Source organism: Micromonospora sp. 4G55 (assembly GCF_016803375.1).
Genome location: NZ_JAEVHN010000040.1, coordinates 1 through 21,079, shown reverse-complemented (window position 1 = coordinate 21,079; position 21,079 = coordinate 1). Strand labels below are relative to the sequence as shown.

The 21,079-nt window shown below is 66.3% G+C and carries 20 protein-coding genes and 1 tRNA gene; 8 read left to right on the top strand and 13 right to left on the bottom strand.

Annotation, left to right across the window (positions count from 1 at the left end; translation table 11 throughout):
• The coding region (locus JNW89_RS06150; RefSeq protein ID WP_238448083.1) for a TIGR02611 family protein at positions 1–470 on the top strand (470 nt) is incomplete at its 5' end.
• 83 nt (positions 471–553) lie between these two features.
• Positions 554–625, top strand: a tRNA-Val gene (locus JNW89_RS06145).
• Positions 626–694: 69 nt separating this feature from the next.
• Here JNW89_RS06145 and xerC read toward each other — a convergent pair.
• From xerC to JNW89_RS06120, 5 genes are all read right to left on the bottom strand, one after another.
• Positions 695–1,852, bottom strand: coding sequence for a tyrosine recombinase XerC (gene xerC, locus JNW89_RS06140; protein ID WP_238448082.1), 1,158 nt, complete (start codon positions 1,850–1,852; stop codon positions 695–697).
• Entirely contained in the window at positions 1,849–2,067 is a 219-nt protein-coding gene (locus tag JNW89_RS06135) for a helix-turn-helix domain-containing protein (RefSeq protein WP_255540463.1), read from the bottom strand. The genes xerC and JNW89_RS06135 overlap by 4 nt, the downstream gene beginning before the upstream one ends.
• Before the next feature lie 80 nt (positions 2,068–2,147).
• Positions 2,148–3,620, bottom strand: coding sequence for a replication initiator (locus JNW89_RS06130; RefSeq protein ID WP_238448081.1), 1,473 nt, complete (start codon positions 3,618–3,620; stop codon positions 2,148–2,150).
• A gap of 17 nt (positions 3,621–3,637) precedes the next feature.
• Complete coding sequence (locus JNW89_RS06125; protein WP_238448080.1) at positions 3,638–3,871, bottom strand: hypothetical protein; 234 nt, start codon at positions 3,869–3,871, stop codon at positions 3,638–3,640.
• On the bottom strand, positions 3,868–4,131 hold the full coding sequence (locus JNW89_RS06120) for a hypothetical protein (protein ID WP_238448079.1): 264 nt from the start codon (positions 4,129–4,131) through the stop codon (positions 3,868–3,870). The genes JNW89_RS06125 and JNW89_RS06120 overlap by 4 nt, the downstream gene beginning before the upstream one ends.
• Positions 4,132–5,281: 1,150 nt before the next feature.
• Here JNW89_RS06120 and JNW89_RS06115 point away from each other — a divergent pair.
• The 3 genes from JNW89_RS06115 (at position 5,282) to JNW89_RS06105 (ending at position 7,967) form a co-directional block, all read left to right on the top strand.
• Complete coding sequence (locus tag JNW89_RS06115; protein ID WP_238448078.1) at positions 5,282–6,565, top strand: XRE family transcriptional regulator; 1,284 nt, start codon at positions 5,282–5,284, stop codon at positions 6,563–6,565.
• A gap of 14 nt (positions 6,566–6,579) precedes the next feature.
• The gene (locus JNW89_RS06110; protein ID WP_238448077.1) at positions 6,580–7,110 is read left to right on the top strand and encodes a GNAT family N-acetyltransferase; all 531 of its coding nucleotides are present in this window, start codon (positions 6,580–6,582) and stop codon (positions 7,108–7,110) included.
• Positions 7,111–7,202: 92 nt separating this feature from the next.
• Positions 7,203–7,967, top strand: coding sequence for a hypothetical protein (locus JNW89_RS06105; RefSeq protein ID WP_238448076.1), 765 nt, complete (start codon positions 7,203–7,205; stop codon positions 7,965–7,967).
• 22 nt (positions 7,968–7,989) lie between these two features.
• Here JNW89_RS06105 and JNW89_RS06100 read toward each other — a convergent pair whose 3' ends face one another.
• From JNW89_RS06100 to JNW89_RS06085, 4 genes are all read right to left on the bottom strand, one after another.
• A complete protein-coding gene (locus JNW89_RS06100; RefSeq protein ID WP_238448075.1) occupies positions 7,990–8,484 on the bottom strand; it encodes a hypothetical protein in 495 nt (164 codons plus the stop codon).
• Positions 8,485–8,734: 250 nt separating this feature from the next.
• The gene (locus JNW89_RS06095; RefSeq protein WP_238448074.1) at positions 8,735–9,295 is read right to left on the bottom strand and encodes a hypothetical protein; all 561 of its coding nucleotides are present in this window, start codon (positions 9,293–9,295) and stop codon (positions 8,735–8,737) included.
• Between the two features lie 357 nt (positions 9,296–9,652).
• Positions 9,653–10,099, bottom strand: coding sequence for a hypothetical protein (locus JNW89_RS06090; RefSeq protein WP_238448073.1), 447 nt, complete (start codon positions 10,097–10,099; stop codon positions 9,653–9,655).
• 132 nt (positions 10,100–10,231) lie between these two features.
• Positions 10,232–12,643: a hypothetical protein gene (locus JNW89_RS06085; protein WP_238448072.1), complete on the bottom strand. Its 2,412-nt coding sequence runs from the start codon at positions 12,641–12,643 to the stop codon at positions 10,232–10,234.
• A 520-nt stretch (positions 12,644–13,163) separates the two neighbouring features.
• Between JNW89_RS06085 and JNW89_RS06080 the strand changes: the two genes are divergently transcribed.
• On the top strand, positions 13,164–14,117 hold the full coding sequence (locus JNW89_RS06080; protein WP_238448071.1) for a hypothetical protein: 954 nt from the start codon (positions 13,164–13,166) through the stop codon (positions 14,115–14,117).
• 115 nt (positions 14,118–14,232) lie between these two features.
• Here JNW89_RS06080 and JNW89_RS06075 read toward each other — a convergent pair whose 3' ends face one another.
• The 4 genes from JNW89_RS06075 to JNW89_RS06060 all read right to left on the bottom strand — a co-directional run bounded on the left by JNW89_RS06075 (position 14,233) and on the right by JNW89_RS06060 (position 18,010).
• On the bottom strand, positions 14,233–15,150 hold the full coding sequence (locus tag JNW89_RS06075) for a tyrosine-type recombinase/integrase (RefSeq protein ID WP_255540462.1): 918 nt from the start codon (positions 15,148–15,150) through the stop codon (positions 14,233–14,235).
• Positions 15,151–15,243: 93 nt separating this feature from the next.
• A complete protein-coding gene (locus JNW89_RS06070; RefSeq protein ID WP_238448069.1) occupies positions 15,244–15,897 on the bottom strand; it encodes a Type 1 glutamine amidotransferase-like domain-containing protein in 654 nt (217 codons plus the stop codon).
• A 224-nt stretch (positions 15,898–16,121) separates the two neighbouring features.
• Entirely contained in the window at positions 16,122–17,435 is a 1,314-nt protein-coding gene (locus tag JNW89_RS06065; protein ID WP_238448068.1) for an MFS transporter, read from the bottom strand.
• Positions 17,435–18,010, bottom strand: coding sequence for a helix-turn-helix transcriptional regulator (locus JNW89_RS06060; RefSeq protein WP_238448067.1), 576 nt, complete (start codon positions 18,008–18,010; stop codon positions 17,435–17,437). Before JNW89_RS06060 ends, JNW89_RS06065 begins: the two co-directional genes overlap by 1 nt.
• A 266-nt stretch (positions 18,011–18,276) precedes the next feature.
• Between JNW89_RS06060 and JNW89_RS06055 the strand changes: the two genes are divergently transcribed.
• Together JNW89_RS06055 and JNW89_RS37515 are read left to right on the top strand one after the other, a co-directional pair.
• On the top strand, positions 18,277–19,680 hold the full coding sequence (locus JNW89_RS06055; protein WP_238448066.1) for a hypothetical protein: 1,404 nt from the start codon (positions 18,277–18,279) through the stop codon (positions 19,678–19,680).
• Positions 19,677–20,624, top strand: a complete 948-nt coding sequence (locus tag JNW89_RS37515) for a restriction endonuclease (RefSeq protein ID WP_238448065.1) — start codon at positions 19,677–19,679, stop codon at positions 20,622–20,624. The genes JNW89_RS06055 and JNW89_RS37515 overlap by 4 nt, the downstream gene beginning before the upstream one ends.
• Positions 20,625–21,079 lie beyond the last annotated feature (455 nt).

The window sequence follows — 21,079 nt, the reverse complement described above, 5'->3', positions numbered from 1 at the left end:
ACTCGTCCGCGGCCCTCCGGCCTTACCGCCGGCGGTCGCGGGTCCACCGGTACGGCCGTCGTCGAGCGGCGCCGGCCGGCTTCCGGCAGCGGGTCCGGACCAGTCTCGACCTGATCCGCGCCAACCCCACCGGCCGGGTCGCACTCAAGATCTTCATTGCGATCGCCGGGGCGCTGGTCGTCACCCTCGGCCTCGCCCTGATCCCGCTGCCCGGCCCCGGCTGGCTGATCGTGATCGGCGGCCTCGCCATCTGGGCCGTCGAGTTCCACTGGGCCCGCCGGCTGCTCGCCTTCACCCGCCGGCACGTCCAGGCCTGGACCCGCTGGGCCACCACCCGGTCCCTGCCGGTCCGCGTCGCCCTCGGCTCCGTCGGCCTGATCTTCGTCGCCACGGTGGTGTGGCTCTCGCTCAAGTACAGCCTCGGCATCGACCTGGTGGCTCGGCTGATGCACTACCTCGCCACGCACTGACCGGGGTCGTGGCGCCGGGGTGCGGCGCGCGGGACCCGGATTTCCGGTCCGCTCACACGATCAGGTAGAGTCATCGGCGCTGAGGGCGATTAGCTCAGCGGGAGAGCGCTTCGTTCACACCGAAGAGGTCACTGGTTCGATCCCAGTATCGCCCACGCAGGTAGAGGCCCGGATCACATCGATGATTCGGGCCTCTTTCCATTCCTGAGTGACTATCTGAGTGACTACGGCTTCTCGCCGAAGATCGCATCCATGACTTGTGCGCCGCCGAGGAGCACTGGCCGGAGCTGGTGGCGGTAGACCTTCTCCGTCACGGTGGTGCCAGCGTGGCCGCAGAGGTCGGCGATGGCCTCCAACGGGACGCCCTGATCCGAGAGCAGGGACACGAAGCTGTGTCGCAGGTCTCGCGGCGTCCAGCCAGCCGGATCGAGGCCAGCGAGGGTCACGACTCGGCGGAAGGCCCGGCGGACGTTCGCCGCGTCGAGGGCAGTGCCGACAGTCGTCGTGAAGACCAGGCCGAGAGATTGCCAGTCCTTGCCGGCCTCGACCCGGTCGTGATTCTGCTGCTCGCGGTGAAGCCGCAGCGCGGTGACGCATCGCTGGGGAAGGGCGAGCGTCCGTCGCGACTTCTTGGTCTTGGTATCGCCTCCGTCCCGGACGGAGTGCCAGACATTCACGGAAGGCGGTAGTGGGGGATTGAGGTCGGGCCGACCGTCGAGGTCGACATGATCCCAACGCAGCGCACGCAGTTCCTCTGTGCGCGCTCCGGTGAGGAGCGACAGCACCACATACGCATGTAGACGCGTGCTCATAGCGGCATTCAGGACTGCATGAGCCTGGGCAAGAGTGAGGGACTCGGAGGGTCGGCCCTCCTGGCCGCGCGGGACGGTGCACAGCGCGACGACGTTGCGCTTCACCTTGTCCCGAGCCATGGCTCGGTTCACGGAGCGGTTGAGGCACCCGTGGAGTTCGCCGAGGGTGCGGGTGCTGAGGGTGGTGGCCTTGTCGGCTAGCCAGCGGTCGACGTCCTGGGCGCGAAGCTCGCGGAGCTTTCGAGCGCCCAACGCGGGGGTGATGTGGGTGCGGCACAGGATCTCGTACTTGCTCTTCGTGCGGTCTGATCGGCCGTTGAGTCCGTAGGTGAGCCAGTCGGTGATGGCGTCGGTGACGGTGTAGTGGTGCTCGGCGATGGCGAGCCCGTCTTCGTAGTCGCGGATCTTCTCCCGCAGTTTGGTGCGGGCTTCGGTCTTGGTCTTGCCGCTGCCTTTGCGCACGATGCGCTTGCCGGCTGGGGTGTAGCCGACGGTGACGGTGGCGATCCAGCGTTGCCGGGACTCGTCCCAGTGCAGGCCGCCTTCTCCTCGGGCGCGGCGGTTGGTCATCGGATGCCTCCCTTCCGGGCTTCCTCTTCGAGCAGATCGACGTAGGCGGTGATTGCAGCGGCGGGGACAAGGCGCGTGCGCCCCTGCTGGACGGTGCGCAGCCGACCGGCGCGGATCTGTTCGTAGATCACGGTCCGGGACAGGCTGAGCAGTCGCATGGCCTCGGTGATCCGGTAGAGCGCCCTGTCCGGCGCGTCGGTGGCGGGTGCGGTCAAACGGGGTGGTCCTTCCTGCTAGGGACTGCGGGCGTTGACACGTACGTGTCAAGCGGGGTGGGTTGGTTGACACGTACGTGTCAGCCGTGGTGCTCGCGCATGGCCTCACGGGCGACCTCTGCGCGCTCGCGGGCCATCGCGGCGGCGGTGTTGGCGAGCAGCGCGTCACCCGTGGTGAGCCAGCCGGAGCCGGTGTAGGCCAGGGTGTTGATGACGACGGTGGTTTCGGCGCCGTGCTCCTGGTCCTGGTCCTGGTCGACGGTGCGGCGCCATACGACGCGGGCGTCGCGCAGGATGCGGAAGGTGACGGAGTATCGGCGGCTTTTGGTGAGGAAGTGGCCGCCGAAGCCGAGCATGTGCGCCCACCTGCGCAGGCCGGTCCAGCCGTGCGCGCCGCCGAGGGTCCATGCGGCGTCGATGAGCCGTTCGGCGTGGGTGCCGTCGGGGCTGGCGTACAGGTCGATGGTGTCGCCGTTGAGGCGGCCGGAGGCGTGGCCGGTGGCTTCGGTGCTCTTGGTGGCGTACTTGGCGAGGTACGCGGCGACCATCGCGTCGGTGATGTCCCCGTCGCCAGCGAGGCGGACCGGGCGGATGTCGGCGTAGTGGCCTCTGCCTTCGTCGCCCCAGCCGATCGCCCAGCCGGACGGCTGGTGCGGATGGCCGTCGGTAGTGAAGCGGGTCGCAGCGGCGGCGTGCTCGACGGCCGCCACGAGGTCCAGCAGCCCGAGCGGTGCCGGGGGCGGGACGATCGCGCCGGGGCAGTCGGGCTCGTTGCCGTCGAGGCGGATGATGACGTGGTAGTGGACCACGCCCCGTCGTTGCACTTCGGCGACCTTGCCGTAGGAGAGGCGGAAGGAGCCCGCGGTGAGTCCGAACGCGCGGGCGGTCTTGGCCAGCTCGCGGCGGATGGCGATGGAGGTGCGCCGCCACAGCTCTCCGGCGGCGTGGTTGAAGACGACCTGGGCGTGGTGGTCGTAGCAGTCCAGGCACAGCGGCGTCCCGAGAGCCTTTTCGTCGGCGGCGTGCAGCCGCTGGCAGCGCAGGTCCACCCCGTGCGGACACAGCATCTCAGCGCGGCGGGGGCGGCACAGGATGGCCTGCCCGGTCTTGCTGGACCGGCGGGTGTGCACCGCACCGAACGACGGAGCAGTGAGCGTCACGAAAACGGCCGGGTGCCCGGAGACGGCGGTAGGGACGCCTTTGCCTCCAATGAGGCCGGCGCGGATGAGGTGGAAGGCGTCGCGGCGGTAGACCTCTGCGCAGGACGGGCAGACGGTGGCGCGGCGGTTGCCGCACGGCTTGTAGATCTGACCGTCCGGCATGTCCTCCGTCGACGCCAGGGCGAGGAGTTCCCCGGTGGCGGGGTTGATGGTGGCGCACTCGCCGGTCAGCCGCACGGGCCGGGTGCAGCCGGCGGCGGGGCGGACGTGGTGCAGCCAATCGAAGTAGTTCGGGTCCTGGGCGCGGAGCCGGCCCGTGTCGGCGGCGTCGACGGCGCGGCGACCCGAGACGAAGGGCTGTGGCCCCGGGCGACGTAGGCCGCCCGGGGTCACAGGTTCAATGGTGACCGTCACGCGGTGACCCGCGTGGAGGTCGTGGGCAGCTCACCGTAGATGCGGGTAGGCAGACCGGCGTAGTAGCCGGGCACCTGGTCGCGGTGGTTCTCCCACAGGAAGAGCAGCCGCACGAGCAGGTACACCTGGGGCAGGGTGATCCCTTCGGAGTCGGCCAGGATCTTCATCCGGCCGATCAGTTGGGTCGGTTCCCAGCCCCGCGACAGACGGGCCAGCCGAAGCGGACTCACGCCGCCACCACCGACGGGGCGGCGGTGCCGAGTGCCTGGTGCCAGGCGGTCAGCCCAGCGTTCGGGCGGGTCGCCCGGCGGTGCATCCGACCGAACTTCGCGGCGATCGACATCGCGTCGCCACGGTGGTCGAGACCGGGAAGCAGGGCCTCCCACTCCCGCCACTGGCAGCCGTCCAGGGCGGCCTTGATTCGGGCACCGATGTCCCGCACCGTCTCCCAGCCGAGGACAGTGATCTGGTCCCGCACGAGGCGGGCCATGTCCTCGTACGGCAGGTTCCCGTGAGTGGACCAACGGGCACCAGCGGCGAAGAACACCGCCTGCAACTCCCACTCGGTCAGGGAGCCCAGATCAGCAGGTGCCGACGCCTCGCGGGCGGTCGGCAGGTGGAACAGCTTGGCAGACGCCCCCGACGTCTGACCGGCGACAACGGCGCACGAGTCAAAAGCAGGGTTCGGGACGGGGACAGGGTTGCTGATGGGTCGCGGTCCAGGAGCCTCAACAGGGGTCGAAGCAACGAGCGAGCCAGGAAGCCCAGAGTTGGGCGCGGAGGCCGCACGTGCCGAGGTGTGATGACCCGAGGCAGCAGGAACAGGGACGCGGGTACGCTGAACAGGCATCGTGTGGTCCTTTCGCGAGGTAGACCGATGCGCCGGCCTCAGCGAGTTGCAGCTCGCTGGGGCCATCTATTTAGCTTGCATACAGCACCGGTGCTGTATCGGGGCCGACTTTACAGCACTGGTGCTGTAGACGGAAGGATCGAAGCTACTTGCCGTGGCGCGGGCGCGACGCCGCCCAGGTCTTGACCGTCTTGGGCCGCCAGGCAGGGGACCGACCGAACATCCGCTCTGGGGCGGGTGCCTGCTCCCGGGCCACGTACGCCGTCCAAGTGCCGCGCGTAATCCCGAGGTAGACGGCGCATTCCGCCGCTGTCCACCAGTCGTCGGGCAGCTCGGATGGATCGGTCGCCGGAGTCATCACCGCTCAGGATACGGGACGGGGCAGCACCCACGCTGTAGCGAATGCTGCCCCTCGCTCCGCTGCCGCTGGACTGACGATTCCGCCGCCGGGTCCGGGTAGCGCCATGGTTGATGCGGATCATGATGTAGATCTGCAAGCTCAGCAGAGTCGTGCCAACAATCATGGCGATCGCTGGCATCAGCAGAGAATTGGCCATGGCGCTGCCCTCCCCTTCGCTACTCGCTCGTCACGGTGTGCCTGTCTGGCTCACACTGAGAGTGGCGCGATCGACCGGGACCTATCGAGGTCCCGGTCAGGACCTCTGACGGACCACCGAAGGACAACCGGAGGACATCCGTTGAGGGCTGCCACGCAATGCGCAACCGTCGACGTAGGAGCCCAGAGCGAGAAGGGGAACAGGTGGCAAGCACACGCCGCACGCCCCGAACCATGCTGGAGTACCTCATCCAGCAACGCGAACGCACCTACGAGGAGATGGCCGACGCGTTCCTCCGGCTGGAGGAACCCGCCGCGATCAGCGCCCGTCACCTTGGCCGATTGGCCAGAGGCGAGCGAGGTTCAGCCGGCGCGACGCCCGCCACGAGGCGAGCGCTACAGGCAATGTTCGGCATGCCGCTTGAAGAACTCCTCCGGCCCTGGACTCCGGAACTTGTCATAGCCCAGCCGGCTACCGACGACGGCTCATTGGTGCTGCCGTCACCCGGCAACGAAAGGAGTCTGATCAGAATGGCAGCCGAACGAGCCCGTCGCTTCACCCTCCTCGCCGCCGAGAGCACTACCCCCGAGGCGGTCGAGCAGCTCCGCGACGATGTCCAGCGCCTGGCGCTGGCCTACCCGCAGCGCCCACTCACCGAACTGCTCGGCGACATGGTCGAAACCCAGGACACCCTGTTCGCCTTGCTGGAACGGCGGCAGACGCCGCAGCAGGCCCGACAACTGCACTTCCTCACCGCCGTCACGAGCGGACTTCTGGCCAAGGCGTCCCACGACCTCGCTGACCCGCATGCCGCGATGCTGCAAGCGCGCACCGCCGTGCTCTGCGCCGACCAGGCCGACCACAACGGGCTGAGAGCCTGGCTTCGTGGCCTGCAATTCATGGTCGCCTACTGGGCGGGCCGGTACGCAGAGGCCGTTCGGTACGCCGAGGCGGGCACCAACATCGCCGCCGGCACCGCCGGCACGACCTCCGTGTGGCTGCCGGTCAGCGCAGCCCGCGGCTACGCCGCACTCGGCAACAGCGCCAAGGCACTCACCGCGATCCGAGTCGCCGAGGAAGCATGGAACCGCGTCGAGCCGGACGAGGTCGACGAGCTGGGCGGCATCTGCACGTTCAACCAGCCTCGCACGCTCTACTACGCCGCCGATGCCCTCGCCTGGCTTCCCAACGAGGCGGACCAGGCAGTCGACCTCTCCACCCGCGCCGTCAATGCCTACGCCAACCCGAACGATCCCGCGTGGGCCTTCGGCGACCAAGCCGGTTCACACTCCGACCTGGCGATCGCACGGATCGCCGCCCGTGACTTGGAGGGCGCCGTCGAGGCCGTCACGCCGGTGCTCGAACTGCCTCCGAGCCAGCGCATCAACGGCATCGTGCACTCGGCGCAGCGCGTGCACCAGGCCGTCACCCGGGCCGGGCTGGCGGCCGAGGGACGCGACCTGCTCCAGCAGATCGAGGACTTCACGAGCACGCCTCTGAAGGCCCTTCCCAGGTAGGGCAAGATCGGGGCATGTACCCCGTGACATTGAAGGGCCGCGCAGTCATCCTGCGAGAGTTTCGCAGTGACGACGCGGCCCCTTCTCTTGCCCTCGTAGGCGACGAGCGTGTGACCCGGTGGCTCTCGTTCGACAACCGCGACCTCGAAGCCGCGACGGCGATGATCGAGGGAGCGGTGGCCCGAGCCAAGACGAAGCCCCGCAACGAGTACTACCTAGCAGTGACCCTGGCAGGTGACGAGCTGGTCGGGTTCGCCCGGCTTGGACTCGACGGCGTCAAGGCCGCGAAGCTCGGATACGCCATCCGTGCCGACCAGTGGGGCCACGGCTATGCGACCGACGCGGCGCGGACCCTGACCGACTTCGGCTTCCGCGAACTGGGCCTACACCGCATTTCCGCTGCCATCGGCCCCGATAACGCGACCTCGATTGCAGTGGCGCAGCGGCTTGGTATGGAGTATGAAGGACGAATCCGGGACCACGTCTTCACCAATGGAGCCTGGCGTGACTCGCTCCTGTATTCGGTCCTTGAGAACGAGTGGTAAGCATACTTCGGGAGTGAGAAGCCATGGCCCCTCTGCATCGCCCCGGCGATCCTGTCCAAACTCCTGTAGATCGAAAAATCTACGACGCTCTGATGGCGGACGTCGCCAAAGTAGATGATTTCGCACGCCGTTTGGACATCATTGTTATGACGCCTCCCGCCCCGAACAGTCCAGCGGATCGCGCTCGGGCGAGCCGGCTCGACGGCTACGCTTTCGACCAGGCGGCGACGGCACTGAGGGCAGCGATTGATCACCTACAGGCCTGGAGGGCTCTGCTGGCAGCCGGGTACATGCCCGCATATGCCCACTTTTCTCTGCTGCGTACCGTTCACGAATCCGCTCTTTTTGCCTACTGGCTAACCGAGCCTAGCTGTAGTGCCGAGGACAGGCGGGCGCGAGGCGTCGCCGCTCAGGCGGCAGACTTCGAGGAACGTCGCAAACTTGAGGAATCGATAGGGCGAACCGAAGTGACGCCGCCAGCCAAGCTTGCGATTGACCGCCTGAAAGACCTAATGCTTGAAGCGACAAACGCGGGACTCACGACTGCTAACCGCAAGGGACAGGAAGTTCTCTCGGTCCCCGTTCCTGCAACGGTAGAACTCTTTGATCGGTACGAGCAGGTAGGGGAGGGTGTGCGGGCACAGTTCATCTATCGACTCTACTCGGGCTATGCCCACGCGAAGCAGTGGGCCTTGACGCTGGGAGCCAAGCAGCAAGCTCCGTTCGATGAGTCGGGAAGAAGCCTTGCGCTGGTGGACGGAAGCGAGGCAACGGCGCTCGCGGCTACCCGTCGCGCCATCGGAATTATCGGGTGCGCCCTCCTTGCCTTCGAGGACTTGCGCCGCGCCAGCTCCTAGCCTTTACGGTTAGTAGGTGCGGCTATCGGGAGTCGTCGCTGCCAACGACTCGGCGGACTGCCTGACGAAAGTCGGCCACGGCCTTTACGACATCCTTCACCATGGGATCGTCGCCTCCGACGAGATTTCCGACCCTTAACGTATGATCGTGATTCTCGCGGTATGCCAGGCCGACGTCAGCATCTACGAGTTTTATCCAGGCGTCGAGCACATCGGACTCGGCCAGTAAGCGCAGTTCTGCGGTGATGTCTCCACGGGTAGCCACAGTCGAAGCGAAACCTTGGTGGTCAGCCATTGGTTCTGAGATGCGGTCAAGCCTTGCCTCAACGTCTTCAACGTAGGCCAAAGCCTTTAGGTACAGCGCGTGGCGTAGCTCTCTAAGTCGACTATTTGTCGCCAACTGCACGGATTGCCGTGCTGTCAGCAGTGGGCCGAAGACAGCGCCGGCGACCCCAGCGAGCGCGGCGACCGCGGTGCCAGCTACGCCATACAGGGCAATCTGTACTGTAGGGTCCATCGGTCGAGGCTACAGGCCCGGCGTGTCAAGCATGTCGCGTGACGGCACCCCTTAGCCCCGTCACTGTCGGGCTCCACTTGATGCGTTACGCACCTGTTCCAGTTGATGGGTGACAGTTCGTCGACCGACGGTGCCCGGTCGTCACACCGTGTGACGGATCCGCCGCTTGCTACCGAGCGACGGACAGTGCGCGCCAGGGACGCGCGGACAGCGGCATGTGCGTGCGTCCGCAGGGCTGGGCCGTCCCGCCTCAGGTTAGGGCCAGCATCCACTCCACGGCGTCGCGGGCGGCCGCGACGCCAGGCTCGCGAGACTGCGCGGTGAAGACGAGTACTCGGCCACCCTTGCGCGGGTACAGGTAAACAGCCTGCCGCCACGGTTCACCCTCGTGCTCGTACGCCAACTCGATGACCTGCACGTCACGGCTCATCTTGCGGCGGGCGACAACCGTCTGGCCCGGGGCGATCATCACGTCCGGGTCGGCGATGTGCACCGGGCCCTGCACGGAGATCGACGCGTCGTGTTCGCCGACGAGGCAGTATGGGTCGACGGTCGACTCGACGCTGAAACCGGACGGCCAGACCACACTGAAGCTGCTGGTCTCGATGACCCAGAACGGATGGTCCGGGCCGGGCTCCACGTCGACGATGCCGGGCGCGGCGTGCGCGTCCGCCGGATCGACGAGCGCCCTTGCCGGGCCGTCCGCCCGCCAGTTCGTCACAACCACAGCGTCGGACGCGGCGTCGGAACGTTCGAACGTGTACGGCCAATACGGCACCAGCACCACGCCGTAACCGGCGAGGCGGGCCAAGACGTGTCCCATGGGCGCGCACTGTAGTCATAGCACGCACCGATGGTTTCCCAGCCCTCCGCATTCACGGGGAGTACGGCACCTGACACGGGCTGGGACGCCCGCCGAGGGGCCGGCCCGCTTCCTTTCAGCTTTGACTACATACGCGCACATCGGCACGACAGGATGCCTACCCCACATGGGCCGGCTACAGGCAGTTACGGTCGCGCCGCCGGGCGGCGCGCACGATCGGCGGCATGAGAGTGCGTGAGCACCATGATCACCAGAAGACCAATGCAGGTCTTCGAGACCGCTCATTTCGCCACCGCTGGCGGACAACCGTGACCGAGTGCGCCTGCAAACGGCCTCCTCACGCGGTCAAGCAATTCGGTAGCACTTGTCGAGGAGAGCTGCGTAGCGTTTGGCGTCGTAAGACTCCTCCACCCACGCGATCTCGTCGAGGATCTCCCGGGCTTCATCGGTGCACAAAGTCGCGAGGTACTCCTTCGTCCTGGCCACGCCCGCCCCAAGCATCAGTTCCGCGTCGACGGCGCCGGTCGCGTCCATACTGGTGCGGCGGGCGCGGTGAACCAACAGCGCGTCCTCGACGGCGCCGACGTGCCAGAGCTGGACGGCGCAGATCCGCATCAGCTGCGTGTTGCCGGGGATGGTGCCCATTCCAGCGTAGATGTCCGCCTCGTGCCGGGTTTCGCGCATGAGGACATCCCGAACGATCGGGACCTGGTCGACGGCGACGCGCAAGCCGTAGGCGGCCAGGTGCTGGTCGGCGTCCCGCTCGTACTGGTCATAGATGTCCATCCCCATGCGCCCTGTGTAGCAGGAGCAGAGCGCATCGGCCAGACAGCGCTCTCGAACGGCGTCAGATCCGAATGAACCATGAGCGGTTCGCCAGGCAGAATACTGTCACCGCGCTGGTTGACCTCCGGTGCAACGTGCTCAGCGGCGCCGGCGGTTCTTCTTGCCCCGCCTGCCGCGCAACTGCCTGGTGCTGCGTCGTGCACTCGGAGGAACCTGGTTGAAGGTGGCGGCGAGGCTTCGCAGCGGGGTGACCTCGATGGCGGCGTCTCGGTCGGCAGTCTGAGGTTGAGGCTCGCCGCGGTAGCGAGACCCGCTCAGCGACCCGTCGGTCTCGTACAGCAGCAGCATTGACCGGCTCGACCGGGTCTGGTACTGCTTCGCGTCTATGTACTCACGGAGGTGGTCGATGCTCGCCCCTTCAGGCACGGCCGCCGCGGTAAGCAGCCAGGGCCCGGCACTGGTGGTGCCGTGAGTGGTCACGCTGCGCTCGATGTCGCCGCCACGCGCCTGGTGGCACTGCTCCTCCAGCTTCTTCCCGATGTCGCGTTGCGCGCTCTCACTCAGACCGACCAGGTCGGCGCCAAACCGAAGCCACCCGGGTGATTTGGCCGACTCGCTCGCCGCCAGGTACTGCTCGACCCACGGCTCCTCCTGCCGGGTCGGCTTAGGTGCTTGGGTGTCTGAGAGACCTTCGCGGCTATAGAACCACGCATCCAGCGGATCAGTGAGAGTGCCGAGCCGTACGCGGGACTGCTCCTCGTAGCGGCGCATGTCGGACGCCTTGATGGGCCTGTCGATTGGGAGTTGGGCCGCGACGTCCCGCGGGTCGGGCTCGAAGTACATGCCTCCGGTGACGAACCACATGAACATGTCGAGTTCGTCGACGCCGTTCACCATTGTTGCGAGCTTCCGGCCACGGCGACGCCGCAGGTACTCGAGGAACTGGGCGGAGTGGTCGATCGTGCGGCTGATGACGATTAGGTCGTGCATGCTCACGATCCACGGCACCTCGTCGGTATCGATGATGCCCTTGTGCGCGAGCTCGTTCATCGACAGCGACAGCGGGCCCATATCGTCGAGCATCACAATAATCGAGTGGATTTCCCTGACGGACGCCAGGTCAATCCACTCACCGCCGACGCTCCACACCCCCTGGTTGGTGCGGATCAGGTTGGTTAACCGGTCCGCCTGCTCGTTGCCCTCCTTGAGGGTCTTCTGCAAGTCTGAGGCCAACCGCTTGGCGTTGCCGCCGCGGGCCTTCTCTGTGACGGACCCGGCCTTCACCTCTACGCATAAGGCGACACCGTCGACGACGAACAGCAAGTCCGACTCGAACTCCCGGGTCTGGACGCCCGTCCGGTCGGCGTCTTTGCCCAGGCTTGCCGTGTGGTCAATGGAGACCGGGCCGATGTACTTCTGCCCCTCCCAGCGGGGCTCGACTCCGGCAAGCAGCTTGCTGAGCGCGGCAGCCGCCTTCGACTCGGAGTACACGGCCCGCCGCCCGTCGTACTTCGACCACACCTTGCCTGCACTCCCGCGCTTTCCGGCGGCGGCCGCGGCGAGCCCACGCTCGATGTTACGGCGCAGTTCGTCTTCACCCAGAAACCCGTTGAGGATGAGGTACTCGCCGTCGTCCGCGATGCACCCCCACGGCACCACACGCTCCCCCTGCGCGAACCTGATGACCGGGTTAGCCTCACTATCCGCCGGCCGGGAGGTGCTGAAATACTCCAGGACCGCCTTCGCCGTCGACTCCTCGACTCCGGCACGGCCTGCGGCCTCGACGGCCGACACAGCCCCAAACAGCCGGCACTCGTTCACCATGAGATTCATGTCGCGCCGGAACGCGTCAGGGTCGATGTCTTCGATGCCAGCACCCGACTGAACGACGTTTCCGACGCGGTCGCGCGCACCGAAGAACCGCTCGTTTAGCAGGGCCACCGACGCCTCGCGCACCGCCCGGATGTCGTCGAGGGTGAACCCGAGGGTATTCACCATGACGGTGGCAACGGTTGGATCACCCAAGAGCCCAGTGTTCAGTTCCTTTGCGATCGACTCGTACTGCCGTCCGCGGACCGAGAGCTCGTACCCCATGAACTCGCCCGCGAGAGCGCCGAGCGGCTGATCCACACGCTGACCCTGCAAGACGGCGCGCGTCTGGGCGGCCCTCACGATGTCGGCCGCCAGACCTAGTACCTTCCCGGGGTTGGGCTGCCCCGAGTTCTCCCCAGTCAGCGGCTGCCGGGGCAACCCCATGCCTAGGAGCGTGAGTGCGATGACGTCCTGAGCGGCCTGAGAGTTCTCGACCTGGCTCTGGCTCTCTCGCACTTCGCTGAAGTCCCACGGCCCCACCGCGAAACGAAGAAACGCGAGCGTGTCGAACGAGTCGTACTCATGCAGGCACTTCTCAAGCGCAAGGCGAGCGGACGCGATTGCCTCCCCGAGGTAAGTGAGGAGATCGTCAACATTGGACGCAGTCTGGGAGAGCTGCTGGAGATAGGTCGCGGCTCGGGTGAGGCTACCCGTCACGCCGGTGCCTACGACCTCCACCCGTCCATACTCGGAGTTCACGGCCCCAGTATGACGATCCCCACCGACATAGGAGCCCATCAGATCCGACGTCGTCGGGCTGGCTGGGATCCGAGATTGACCGGCTCGGCGGTGGCCGGCGAACACCCTCACGGGGGTGGGGAGGACCTGCTGGGTTGCATGGCTCGCCCGCAGAGACGGCCGGTTCAAGACCTGGATGTTGCCAGCCGCGGTGGAACAGCCGACGTCCACGCCGCGCCGACGGCGTGAGGCATCCGCTTATCGGCACGTCCGGACGGCAACCGGGCCAGCTCGGCGTGACGCTGTGTAGCACGCGGATCGCGGCAGATCCGGACATTCGATCGAAGGCCGCCCGCCGCGTGATTCCGGCTTCATGGGCACTGAACACCATGGGCTGCGGTCGGCCGAGTCACGTCCGCCGAGCGCGCCCGTTTCCCTCCAACGGGCTGTGCATCAGGGCGTATGCGATCTCCACTCGCACACCTAAGCTCCTCACGTGTATTTCGTGGAGCGGTCGCGCGTGGATTCTCCGTTCAGCAAGTTGGTCTTCCACGTGCCGGAAACGACGGTGCTCGGCTGGTTCCAGCGCGCCTGGCACCACGAGGACCCGGAAGCGCTTCTCGACGCCGAGATCGGCGGCGGCGCCTACGGTTTCGACTCGATCTTCGAGGCGATCGAGGAACACCGCCTGCCCTGCCCACAGACCCTCGACGAGCTGCGCGAACTCCTGGACGAGCACCTCTGGGTCGAATCTGACGACCCCATACGCCTCGACGAGCGGGGGCTGCGGGTGCGTACCAACGACGACGAGGTGGACCTGGCCTACTTCTTCCTCGAGGACGAGGCGGTCGTAGCCCACCCCGACCGGCTCGCGTACCTCGTAAACGACACTTGGCCGCTGCCTTCCGGCGCCGACGCGCCCGGCGCGACCTTCACCCCTGACGTGGCGCTCCGCGTCGTCGGCCCACCCGGGCCCGGTCCGGAGTCCGTCTACGCGGTCCGCGTCACCTGGCAGCACACCGACCACAACGGCACGAACCTGGACCAGCGGGAAGCGACCGTCTTCCCCGGCGTCAACCTGCCCGGACTTGCCGACCACCTACGCGGTATCGCCGATCCCGTGTCCCGGGAACGTTTCGACGCCGACCTGCTGCGGTCCCTCGTCGGACCCGGCGACGATGGCATCGGCCCCGCCATGGACCGATACGTCTGCCTCGAACCATACGACTTGTCGATTTTCGGAAAGTGGACCGCACCCAGCCACGAGCAGATCCTGCAATGGAAGCTGCCGCAGCCACCACCGGAGGCCCGCGTCGCGGTGGATGAGCACCTCGCCCAGGCCGCCCGCTACATCGACGACTTCTTCGGCCACGAACAACTGTTCCTCTTCGACACGCAATGGGCCGCCGCCCACCCCGACCTGGCGCTGTCCCTCCTCCGCTATGCCACCCACTGGGACCCGTTTGCGCCGTGACGGGTTCCCGAACATTCAGTTACGTCACGGGCTCCTGGCCGCCCGAATAGGTTCACCCCGGAGGCGGCGACTGAACTTGCCCCATCCGCTCTTCGGCAAAGCCGTGAGCGGCTGGCTATGTCCCGGAGGCCATGTATGCGGCCAGGATGTAGTTGGGGTGCCGGTCGAGGTTCTTGCGGGCTCGGTCGTAGCGCATGGTGGTTCGCGGGTCGGCGTGGCGGGCGGCGATCTGCACGTCGCGCAGGCTGACGCCGGCGTCGAGCATGGTTGTCACGAACGTGTGGCGCAGCATGTGCGGATGCATCCTCGGCATCCGGATCCCTGCGGCTTGGGCCAGGTGCTTGAGCCGGCGGGTGGCGGCGTGCCGGTCCATCCGCCCGCCGAGGCTGTTGCGCAGGATCGGCCCGGTGGTGCGGTCGTCGACGGCCCGGTCGATGGATCGGGCCACCGCGGGTGGCAGCGGGACGAGCACGATCTTGCCGCCTTTGCCGCGCACGCGCAGTACCCGGTGGCCGTGCTCCTCGCCCAGGTCGGCGATGCTGGCCCCGCAGGCTTCGAAGACCCGCAGGCCGAGCAGGCCCAGAAGGGCGACCAGGGCGAAGTCGTTCGGGTTGGTCGACAGCCGGGCGGTGGTGATCAGGGCCTCGAACTGCAGGTGACCCAGCCCGAGGGTCGGCGACTCGGCCGGCACCGTGGGCCGGCGGACGTAGTCGGCGGGCGAGTGTTCCAGGATGGCGTCGATGACGCAGACCCGATAGAACCCGACCACGACGGACAGGCGCCGCGAGACCGTCGAGGGCTGGTACCGGCGTACGTCCTGCAGCCAGCGCACGTACCGCTCGATGTCCACTCGTGCCGCAGCCAGCGGGTCGAGGTCTTGGTCGGTGCACCAGCGTAGGAAGACTCGCAGGTCGGACTCGGTATGGACGCGAGTCTGGCCACGGTAGCGGCCCAGGAAGGCAGACGCCGCGGCGCGTAGAACGAGCTGATCGGTAGGTACGACACCGGAAGCGGGAGCAGGGAAGGCAGCCATACATCACCGTGCGTCCCCAGCGGCGATGAACGCCAGCACGCCCGGAGCGGCATGAGCGGGCGCTTCGCCACGCCGATCACTGTTGGCCCGCGGCTACGCGGGGAACAGCTTCCAGTGCCCCTCGGAGACGACCTCGACGGTGCCGCCGGTCACCTTGATGGCCGTCTGGTCGTCGATTGCGTACGCCGGACCCGCGATCTCGGCCGCCCATCTCTCGGCACCAGCCATGGTGTTGTCCGGCTCGAGACCTAGGTGCGGGAAGATCGAGAAGTCGACGACCCCCAGTGTGCGGTCGTCGGGGGCGGACTGCCACTCGACGAAGTCCGCACCGATCCGGGGGGTCAGCACCATGCTCCCAGCACTCAACCCCACCCAGACGGTGTCCCGCAGCGACGGTAGGAGGTCCGCCAGCCCGGACTGCCGCATCCAGTGGCACAGGTACGTCGCATCGCCGCCGGCCACGAGCATGACGTCAGCCTCCCGGACCCAGGGGACCCACCGCTCCTCGCCGATGCTGGGCAGCGCTGTCAGCTCGAGGACGCCCAGCGACTTCCAGCCCAGGTCGCACATGGGTAGCGGCGTCTGACCGGTGATGAAGCGCCAGGCCGAGGCTGGCCCGCCCATGGGGTGGGCCGCCGTAGGGATGCAGAGGGCACTGGAGTCGGCGATCGGCTTGCCCAGCAGGTCGACCAGCGCATCGCGGATGCTCGGGTTCTGGACGCCTGCGGACGTGAGAAGAAGCTTCACGCTTGCCTCCTGTACGTAGCGGTCATGACGCTCTCCCCGAGAGTCGGGAGATGGGTGCATGGGAGTACAGACTGGACTCCATAACGAAACTCATCGCCGTTGCGACCCCTCAAGCCCCCCGCACGCACATCGGCAAATCCGGTCGTTCGTAGCGACGCTCCGCGGCAGATGAGTGCCCTGGCCTGTTCGCTTGTGTGCCTTGCTGAACGAGAACCAGTGCCGGGTCATGGATTGCCTTCCGTCCCGGTCGCAGGTTCGTGGATCGCCGGCGTGTGGCGGTGTCGTCTGGGTTCACGGGGGCGCTGATTCGGCACGGCCGGTGGTGAGTGGTCGGCGCGTAGGGCCATGGCGAAGGTGATCGCGCCAAGGGCGGCCAGGGTTGCTATGACGGCGAGGACTGTGCGTAGCCCGCTGAGTTGCAACGCCGGTCCGGCGGCGGTGTATCCGACGAATGCGGCCAAGTTTTCGGTGGTCGTCACTGCGGTCATCACGTGAGGTCGGATAGGTGCCGGGGTGCGTAGGGTGACGCGGGTGTTGACAGTTGCGGCTAGCAACGGCGTGGCCAGTCCGACTAGGAACAGTCCGCTGGCCACCGCGAGGGCCTGATCGACGAGTAGCAGCCACAGCGGGGCGCACTGCAGCATGGCGGCTCCGGTGAGGGCAGTGTTGTTCATCCGCCCGAGGCCAGCGACGGCCACCAGGCTGCCGATGGCGAGGCCGGCGCCGTTTGCCGCGGTGAGTAGTCCCAGCGTTCGGGGGTCGCCTCCCAGCTCATCCATGACCAGCACTTGCAGGCAGATGAACACGGCGGGGACCGAGATGGTCACCAACGTCAGGGCGAGCACGAAGAGCCGAAGTGCTCGATGGCGCAGCGCGTGGCGTAGGCCCGCGAACGTGGCGGCCCGCTCGTCGCTCGCACGAGGGGACTCCCTGTTCGTGTCTGCCACGACAGGAGCGGGCGGCCGGACGAAGGCGGCCAGGATGAGGTAGGAGATGAGGTACGTGCCGGCGTCGATCCAGAGGACCTGGGCTGGGCCGAGCAGGGCGATGAGTAGGCCGCCGAGGGCGGGTCCGGCGAGGGCGGCGACTCTGGTCGCACCGTCGATCAGGCTGTTGGCCTGGGCGAGGAGTTTCTCGTCGGTGCCCCGCGTCGGGCCGAGGAGGTCGGCCAGGATGAGCCGCTGCGAGGAGACATAAGGAGCAGTGAACACACCAAGACTGAACGAGACCACCAGCAGAGCCGGCAGGCTCAGCCATCCCGCCTGATGCAGCAGCGGAATCAGCGCCATCAGCGGTACGCGCGCCGCGTCGCAGATCAGCATGGTGCGCCGTACACCCAGCCGGGCCACGACCCTGCCGCTGGGCAGGCCCAAGGTCACGACGCCGAGGAACTCTGCGGCCAGGACCGCGCTCATCTTCACCGGCGACCCGGTGGTCACCAGGACGAACCACGGCAGCGCCAAGAGGGTGAGCCAGGAGCCGAAGGTGGACAACAGCTTCGCGACGAACAGGGCGAGCAGTCCTGGTGCGCGCAGCATCAGCTGGAGCCATCGTCCGTGGGAACGGCGTATCCGAAGAAGGCGACGCGGCGGGCATGCGGAGAGCGGGGTCGTGTGGTGGCGGTGTACTCGCCGATAATGGCTTTGATGCGCTCCGTTGCCTCTACCAATTCGTCGGGGTCGAGGTAGCCGATGTCTTCGCCGACCCAGGCCGCTTCCTGCCAGGCGGTGTCGAAGTCGTCCTGGTGGCGTTGGTAGGCGTCGAGGGCGGCGATCCGTTGGGCGATGAACTGCTCTCGCAGCGCCCGGGAGGCGGCGACGAACTCCGGCGAGCCGTCACCGGTCGCTGACCAGGTGATCCCTCGGCTGGTTGCTCGCCATGGCCGTTCGCGTCCTTCAGCCAGTTCGGGTGCGGGCTCGACGAGGCCCCACTTGGCCAGCTGGCCGATGTGATAGCTGATGGATGCCGTGGACTCGCCGGTCCGGTCGGCCAGCTTTCGCCCGGAGGCCGGACCGTCGACAGTGAGCAGTTCGAGAAGCTTGAGCCGGATGGGATGGGCGAGCGCGCGCAGCGCCTGCGGATCGGTGATTTGCTTCTTCTGACCGGACGACATTGAGCCAACATATCTTGGCCAACACTTCTTTGCCAAGGCATGTTGGGTGCTAGTCGAGTTCCTGAGTCTGCACCTCGGTGTTGCCGGGAGCCCGAAGACGACTCAGGTCGATGTCATCTGGCACTCGCCAGCAGCCGAGTTCGGCGCGCTCAACTCGGCAGATCCACGCACACTCAGCGGCATGACAGTGCACCCGATCTCGGGACCAGTCGTTGACGCGATGGCAGCGGTCGAGAAACCGGCGCGATGCCTGCCAGAATGACACGATGATTGACGACGCGGGTGCCGTGATACTTCGTGAGGTCGTGTCCCGCGCCGCCCGCGCGATCGCTGACGGAAGCGCTCATTCCAGGCTCGACGAGGACCTGGTTAAGGCTGGGCTCCCGCCATCTACGAGCGGCGAGACCAAAGCTCAGCGTGGCGCGAGCAGCGCTGCGGCAGTCCCAGACGAGCAGCTCCGGGAGGTCGCGGTCGGCCTGGTGCAACGGAACTGCGGCCTCCACATGATCGATCGCATGACGGTCCAGGATCTTGTTTGGGCCGATGAGCACCCTCCTCCGATCCCGAAGCGGACACGTCGCGACCTCGCCCGGGCCTTGCCGGGGTGGATCCTGGTCGATCACGCCCAGCGATTCCACAACCTCCTAGCCACGCTGTTTGATCTGGGTCGCGGTGGCCTCTTTTTCGGCTTCGAGGACACCAGCCTCAGTGGGCAGATCGATCAGCACTTCTACCGTAACGACGACTGGACCGTCGAGCAGTTGTTCGACGAGCTCGGTGCGGTCGATCAGGCATCTGACCGCAGATTCGCTCTCTTCCTCGAAGGCATGGTGTCCGGCGAAACCGTGCCGGATGAAGACGCCCAACGCCGGCTGGTCGACGCGATCAATCCGCCGCTGGCTGGTATCGGGCTGGAGCTTCGGGAAACGGGCAGCACCGACGGTTACCCGACCTTCCACCTGGTGGCCACCGGATCCAGGACGGGCCGGCCCAAGCAGCTCATCTTCGCGTCCCCTAGGAAGCCAGATCTCCGGCTCATCGACGTCATCGACAGCGACGTCGAGGTGGTAGATGCCACCGGGGAAGTCCTCGTCTACGACCGGCCTATTGGCCCTGCCGGCCTCCGCTGGCGCGACCTGCAGAGTTGGTGGTCGGACACCCGTCAGGTCGAGGACGATCACCAAGCCAAGCGGGAGTTGTACCAGCGGCTCGGCAGCAGCGTGCCGCAGGGGTCCCGGCATCAGCTGCTCCTCTTCAGGCTTTACCACGACATTTACCGTGCCGCCCTCCAGGAGCTTCCGGCTCTCCTGCCCGAGGTCTGGCGCCACTGGGACCCGAAAACGGTGAAGGCCCGCGGTAAGGATGCGCTGGTGCAGTTCCGCATGGACTTCCTGCTGCTAGCACCGGCAGGCGCCCGAATCGTGCTGGAGGTCGACGGTCAGACGCACTACGCAAGCGAGCGGGAGGCCGCAGATGGCCAACGGCGCTGGCTCCCCGATGGCAACGAGTACGCGCGTACCGTGGCTGCCAGCCGTGACCTTAGCCTTGCTGGCTACGAGGTTTACCGGTTCGGCACGAACGAACTCCACGACGAGGGCCAAGCGCGCCCTCTGGTCACGGCCTTCTTCGACGATCTCTTCCGCCGGCACCACATTGTCCTACCGAGGTGAACAAGCGAGACATGAGCGATCTAGCAGGGCAACTTCTTCACTGGCTGAACGCCGTACTTAATGAGTCTGGCGACGATGAGCCGACTGCGCATGTCTCCTTTCCAAGCGATGAACTGCTTGCCGAGTATCTCAAAGACGTCGATGACCGAAGTGAGGAAGAAGTAAAATCCTTACTCCGTACAATGCTAAGTGCGACCACGTCCCAGGCAGATACGACGACTCACAGACTTCTCCACCAGATGCTGCAGGAGGGAAATCGTCCTCCGGATCTGACGCTAGCAGAGTCCTATCTTCGAATAGAGCGCAAGCTTCGCTACGGCGTTTCTGACGCTTGGGAGGGCGTGACCTGGGCGCTTGAAATGCTACCTTTCAAGCCCGGAAAATGCCTTCGCGCGCTAAACCTATACTTGGAAGCTCAGCACGGACTGCCCGATCTCCGCATCCATGCCATATCAGACGCTGCCGCCATTATTCGTGCCCGTTGGGTAAGCAGCGATAGCTCTCACGCCGGGCGAATAGATCTACTTAAGACGTTATCGCCTCGGATTTTTGAAGCACTCACTGCGTCACTGTGGGAGCATCTGGGGTATGACGTATCGCTAACAAAAAGCCAGGGCGACGGGGGATTTGACCTACGTGCCGAGGAGGTTTCTGGCGAGCGTCGAGACGTCGCGCTTGTCGAGTGCAAGTTGCGCAGTGACGATCCGGTAGGCGTAGAGATAGTTCGCGCATTGAACGGTATTCTTGATCATGAAAAATCTGTCCGGGGTGTAATCGTCACTACAACGCGATTCACTCGCGGCGCGATAGCTTTTGCGCGTGATAACCCCAGGCTTAACCTGCTTGACGCAGACGCGTTGGTGCCAATGCTGAATGAACATCTCGGCTTGGATTGGCACAAGAGGGTGGACATCTTTGCAAGAGCATTCCTTCAGGGCTCCTAAAAGGTCGATGCTCGTGCGCCAATCCGGCAGCCTCGGCCTGGCGAGCCGTCTCGTTGTCCTGTTGAGTGGCCGCGCCCTCCGTCTGCGATGCCGTCGAAGCGGCTCAGGGTGCGGCAAAACAGTAAGTATTGGATTCTGCTAGTCAGCAGCTGCGCCAACGCACTCTCATCGGCAGAAGCGGATGTTGCCGCATCCGCGTCGTCGGCCAGAGGTTCACAGTCGATAGCCAGCGAGTCGGGGATCCGCGTAACCCATCAAGCGGAGTCAACGTGTAACGCATCAACCGGAGTACGACACCTTAGCCCCGTCACTTTGGTGAGGACTTTCTATACGTCTTCAAGGCGGCCCGCTTCGCAGGCCGCGCGCGCCGCCGACCAGGGGCCGGCCCCAACGGGGCCGCCGCTCGGGGACCCCGCCGCCCTGGCGCAAGCGCCCGGCGGCACCCCGGCGGTTGC

Coding starts and splice junctions, on each gene's coding strand:
- xerC (WP_238448082.1), bottom strand. CDS start 1,852: ATGACCAACCGCCGCGCCCGAGGAGAAGGCGGCCTGCACTGGGACGAG.
- JNW89_RS06120 (WP_238448079.1), bottom strand. CDS start 4,131: ATGGCCCGCCTCGTGCGGGACCAGATCACTGTCCTCGGCTGGGAGACG.
- JNW89_RS06115 (WP_238448078.1), top strand. CDS start 5,282: ATGCTGGAGTACCTCATCCAGCAACGCGAACGCACCTACGAGGAGATG.
- JNW89_RS06110 (WP_238448077.1), top strand. CDS start 6,580: ATGTACCCCGTGACATTGAAGGGCCGCGCAGTCATCCTGCGAGAGTTT.
- JNW89_RS06105 (WP_238448076.1), top strand. CDS start 7,203: ATGGCGGACGTCGCCAAAGTAGATGATTTCGCACGCCGTTTGGACATC.
- JNW89_RS06100 (WP_238448075.1), bottom strand. CDS start 8,484: ATGGACCCTACAGTACAGATTGCCCTGTATGGCGTAGCTGGCACCGCG.
- JNW89_RS06090 (WP_238448073.1), bottom strand. CDS start 10,099: ATGGGGATGGACATCTATGACCAGTACGAGCGGGACGCCGACCAGCAC.
- JNW89_RS06075 (WP_255540462.1), bottom strand. CDS start 15,150: ATGGCTGCCTTCCCTGCTCCCGCTTCCGGTGTCGTACCTACCGATCAG.
- JNW89_RS06065 (WP_238448068.1), bottom strand. CDS start 17,435: ATGCTGCGCGCACCAGGACTGCTCGCCCTGTTCGTCGCGAAGCTGTTG.
- JNW89_RS06060 (WP_238448067.1), bottom strand. CDS start 18,010: ATGTCGTCCGGTCAGAAGAAGCAAATCACCGATCCGCAGGCGCTGCGC.
- JNW89_RS06055 (WP_238448066.1), top strand. CDS start 18,277: ATGATTGACGACGCGGGTGCCGTGATACTTCGTGAGGTCGTGTCCCGC.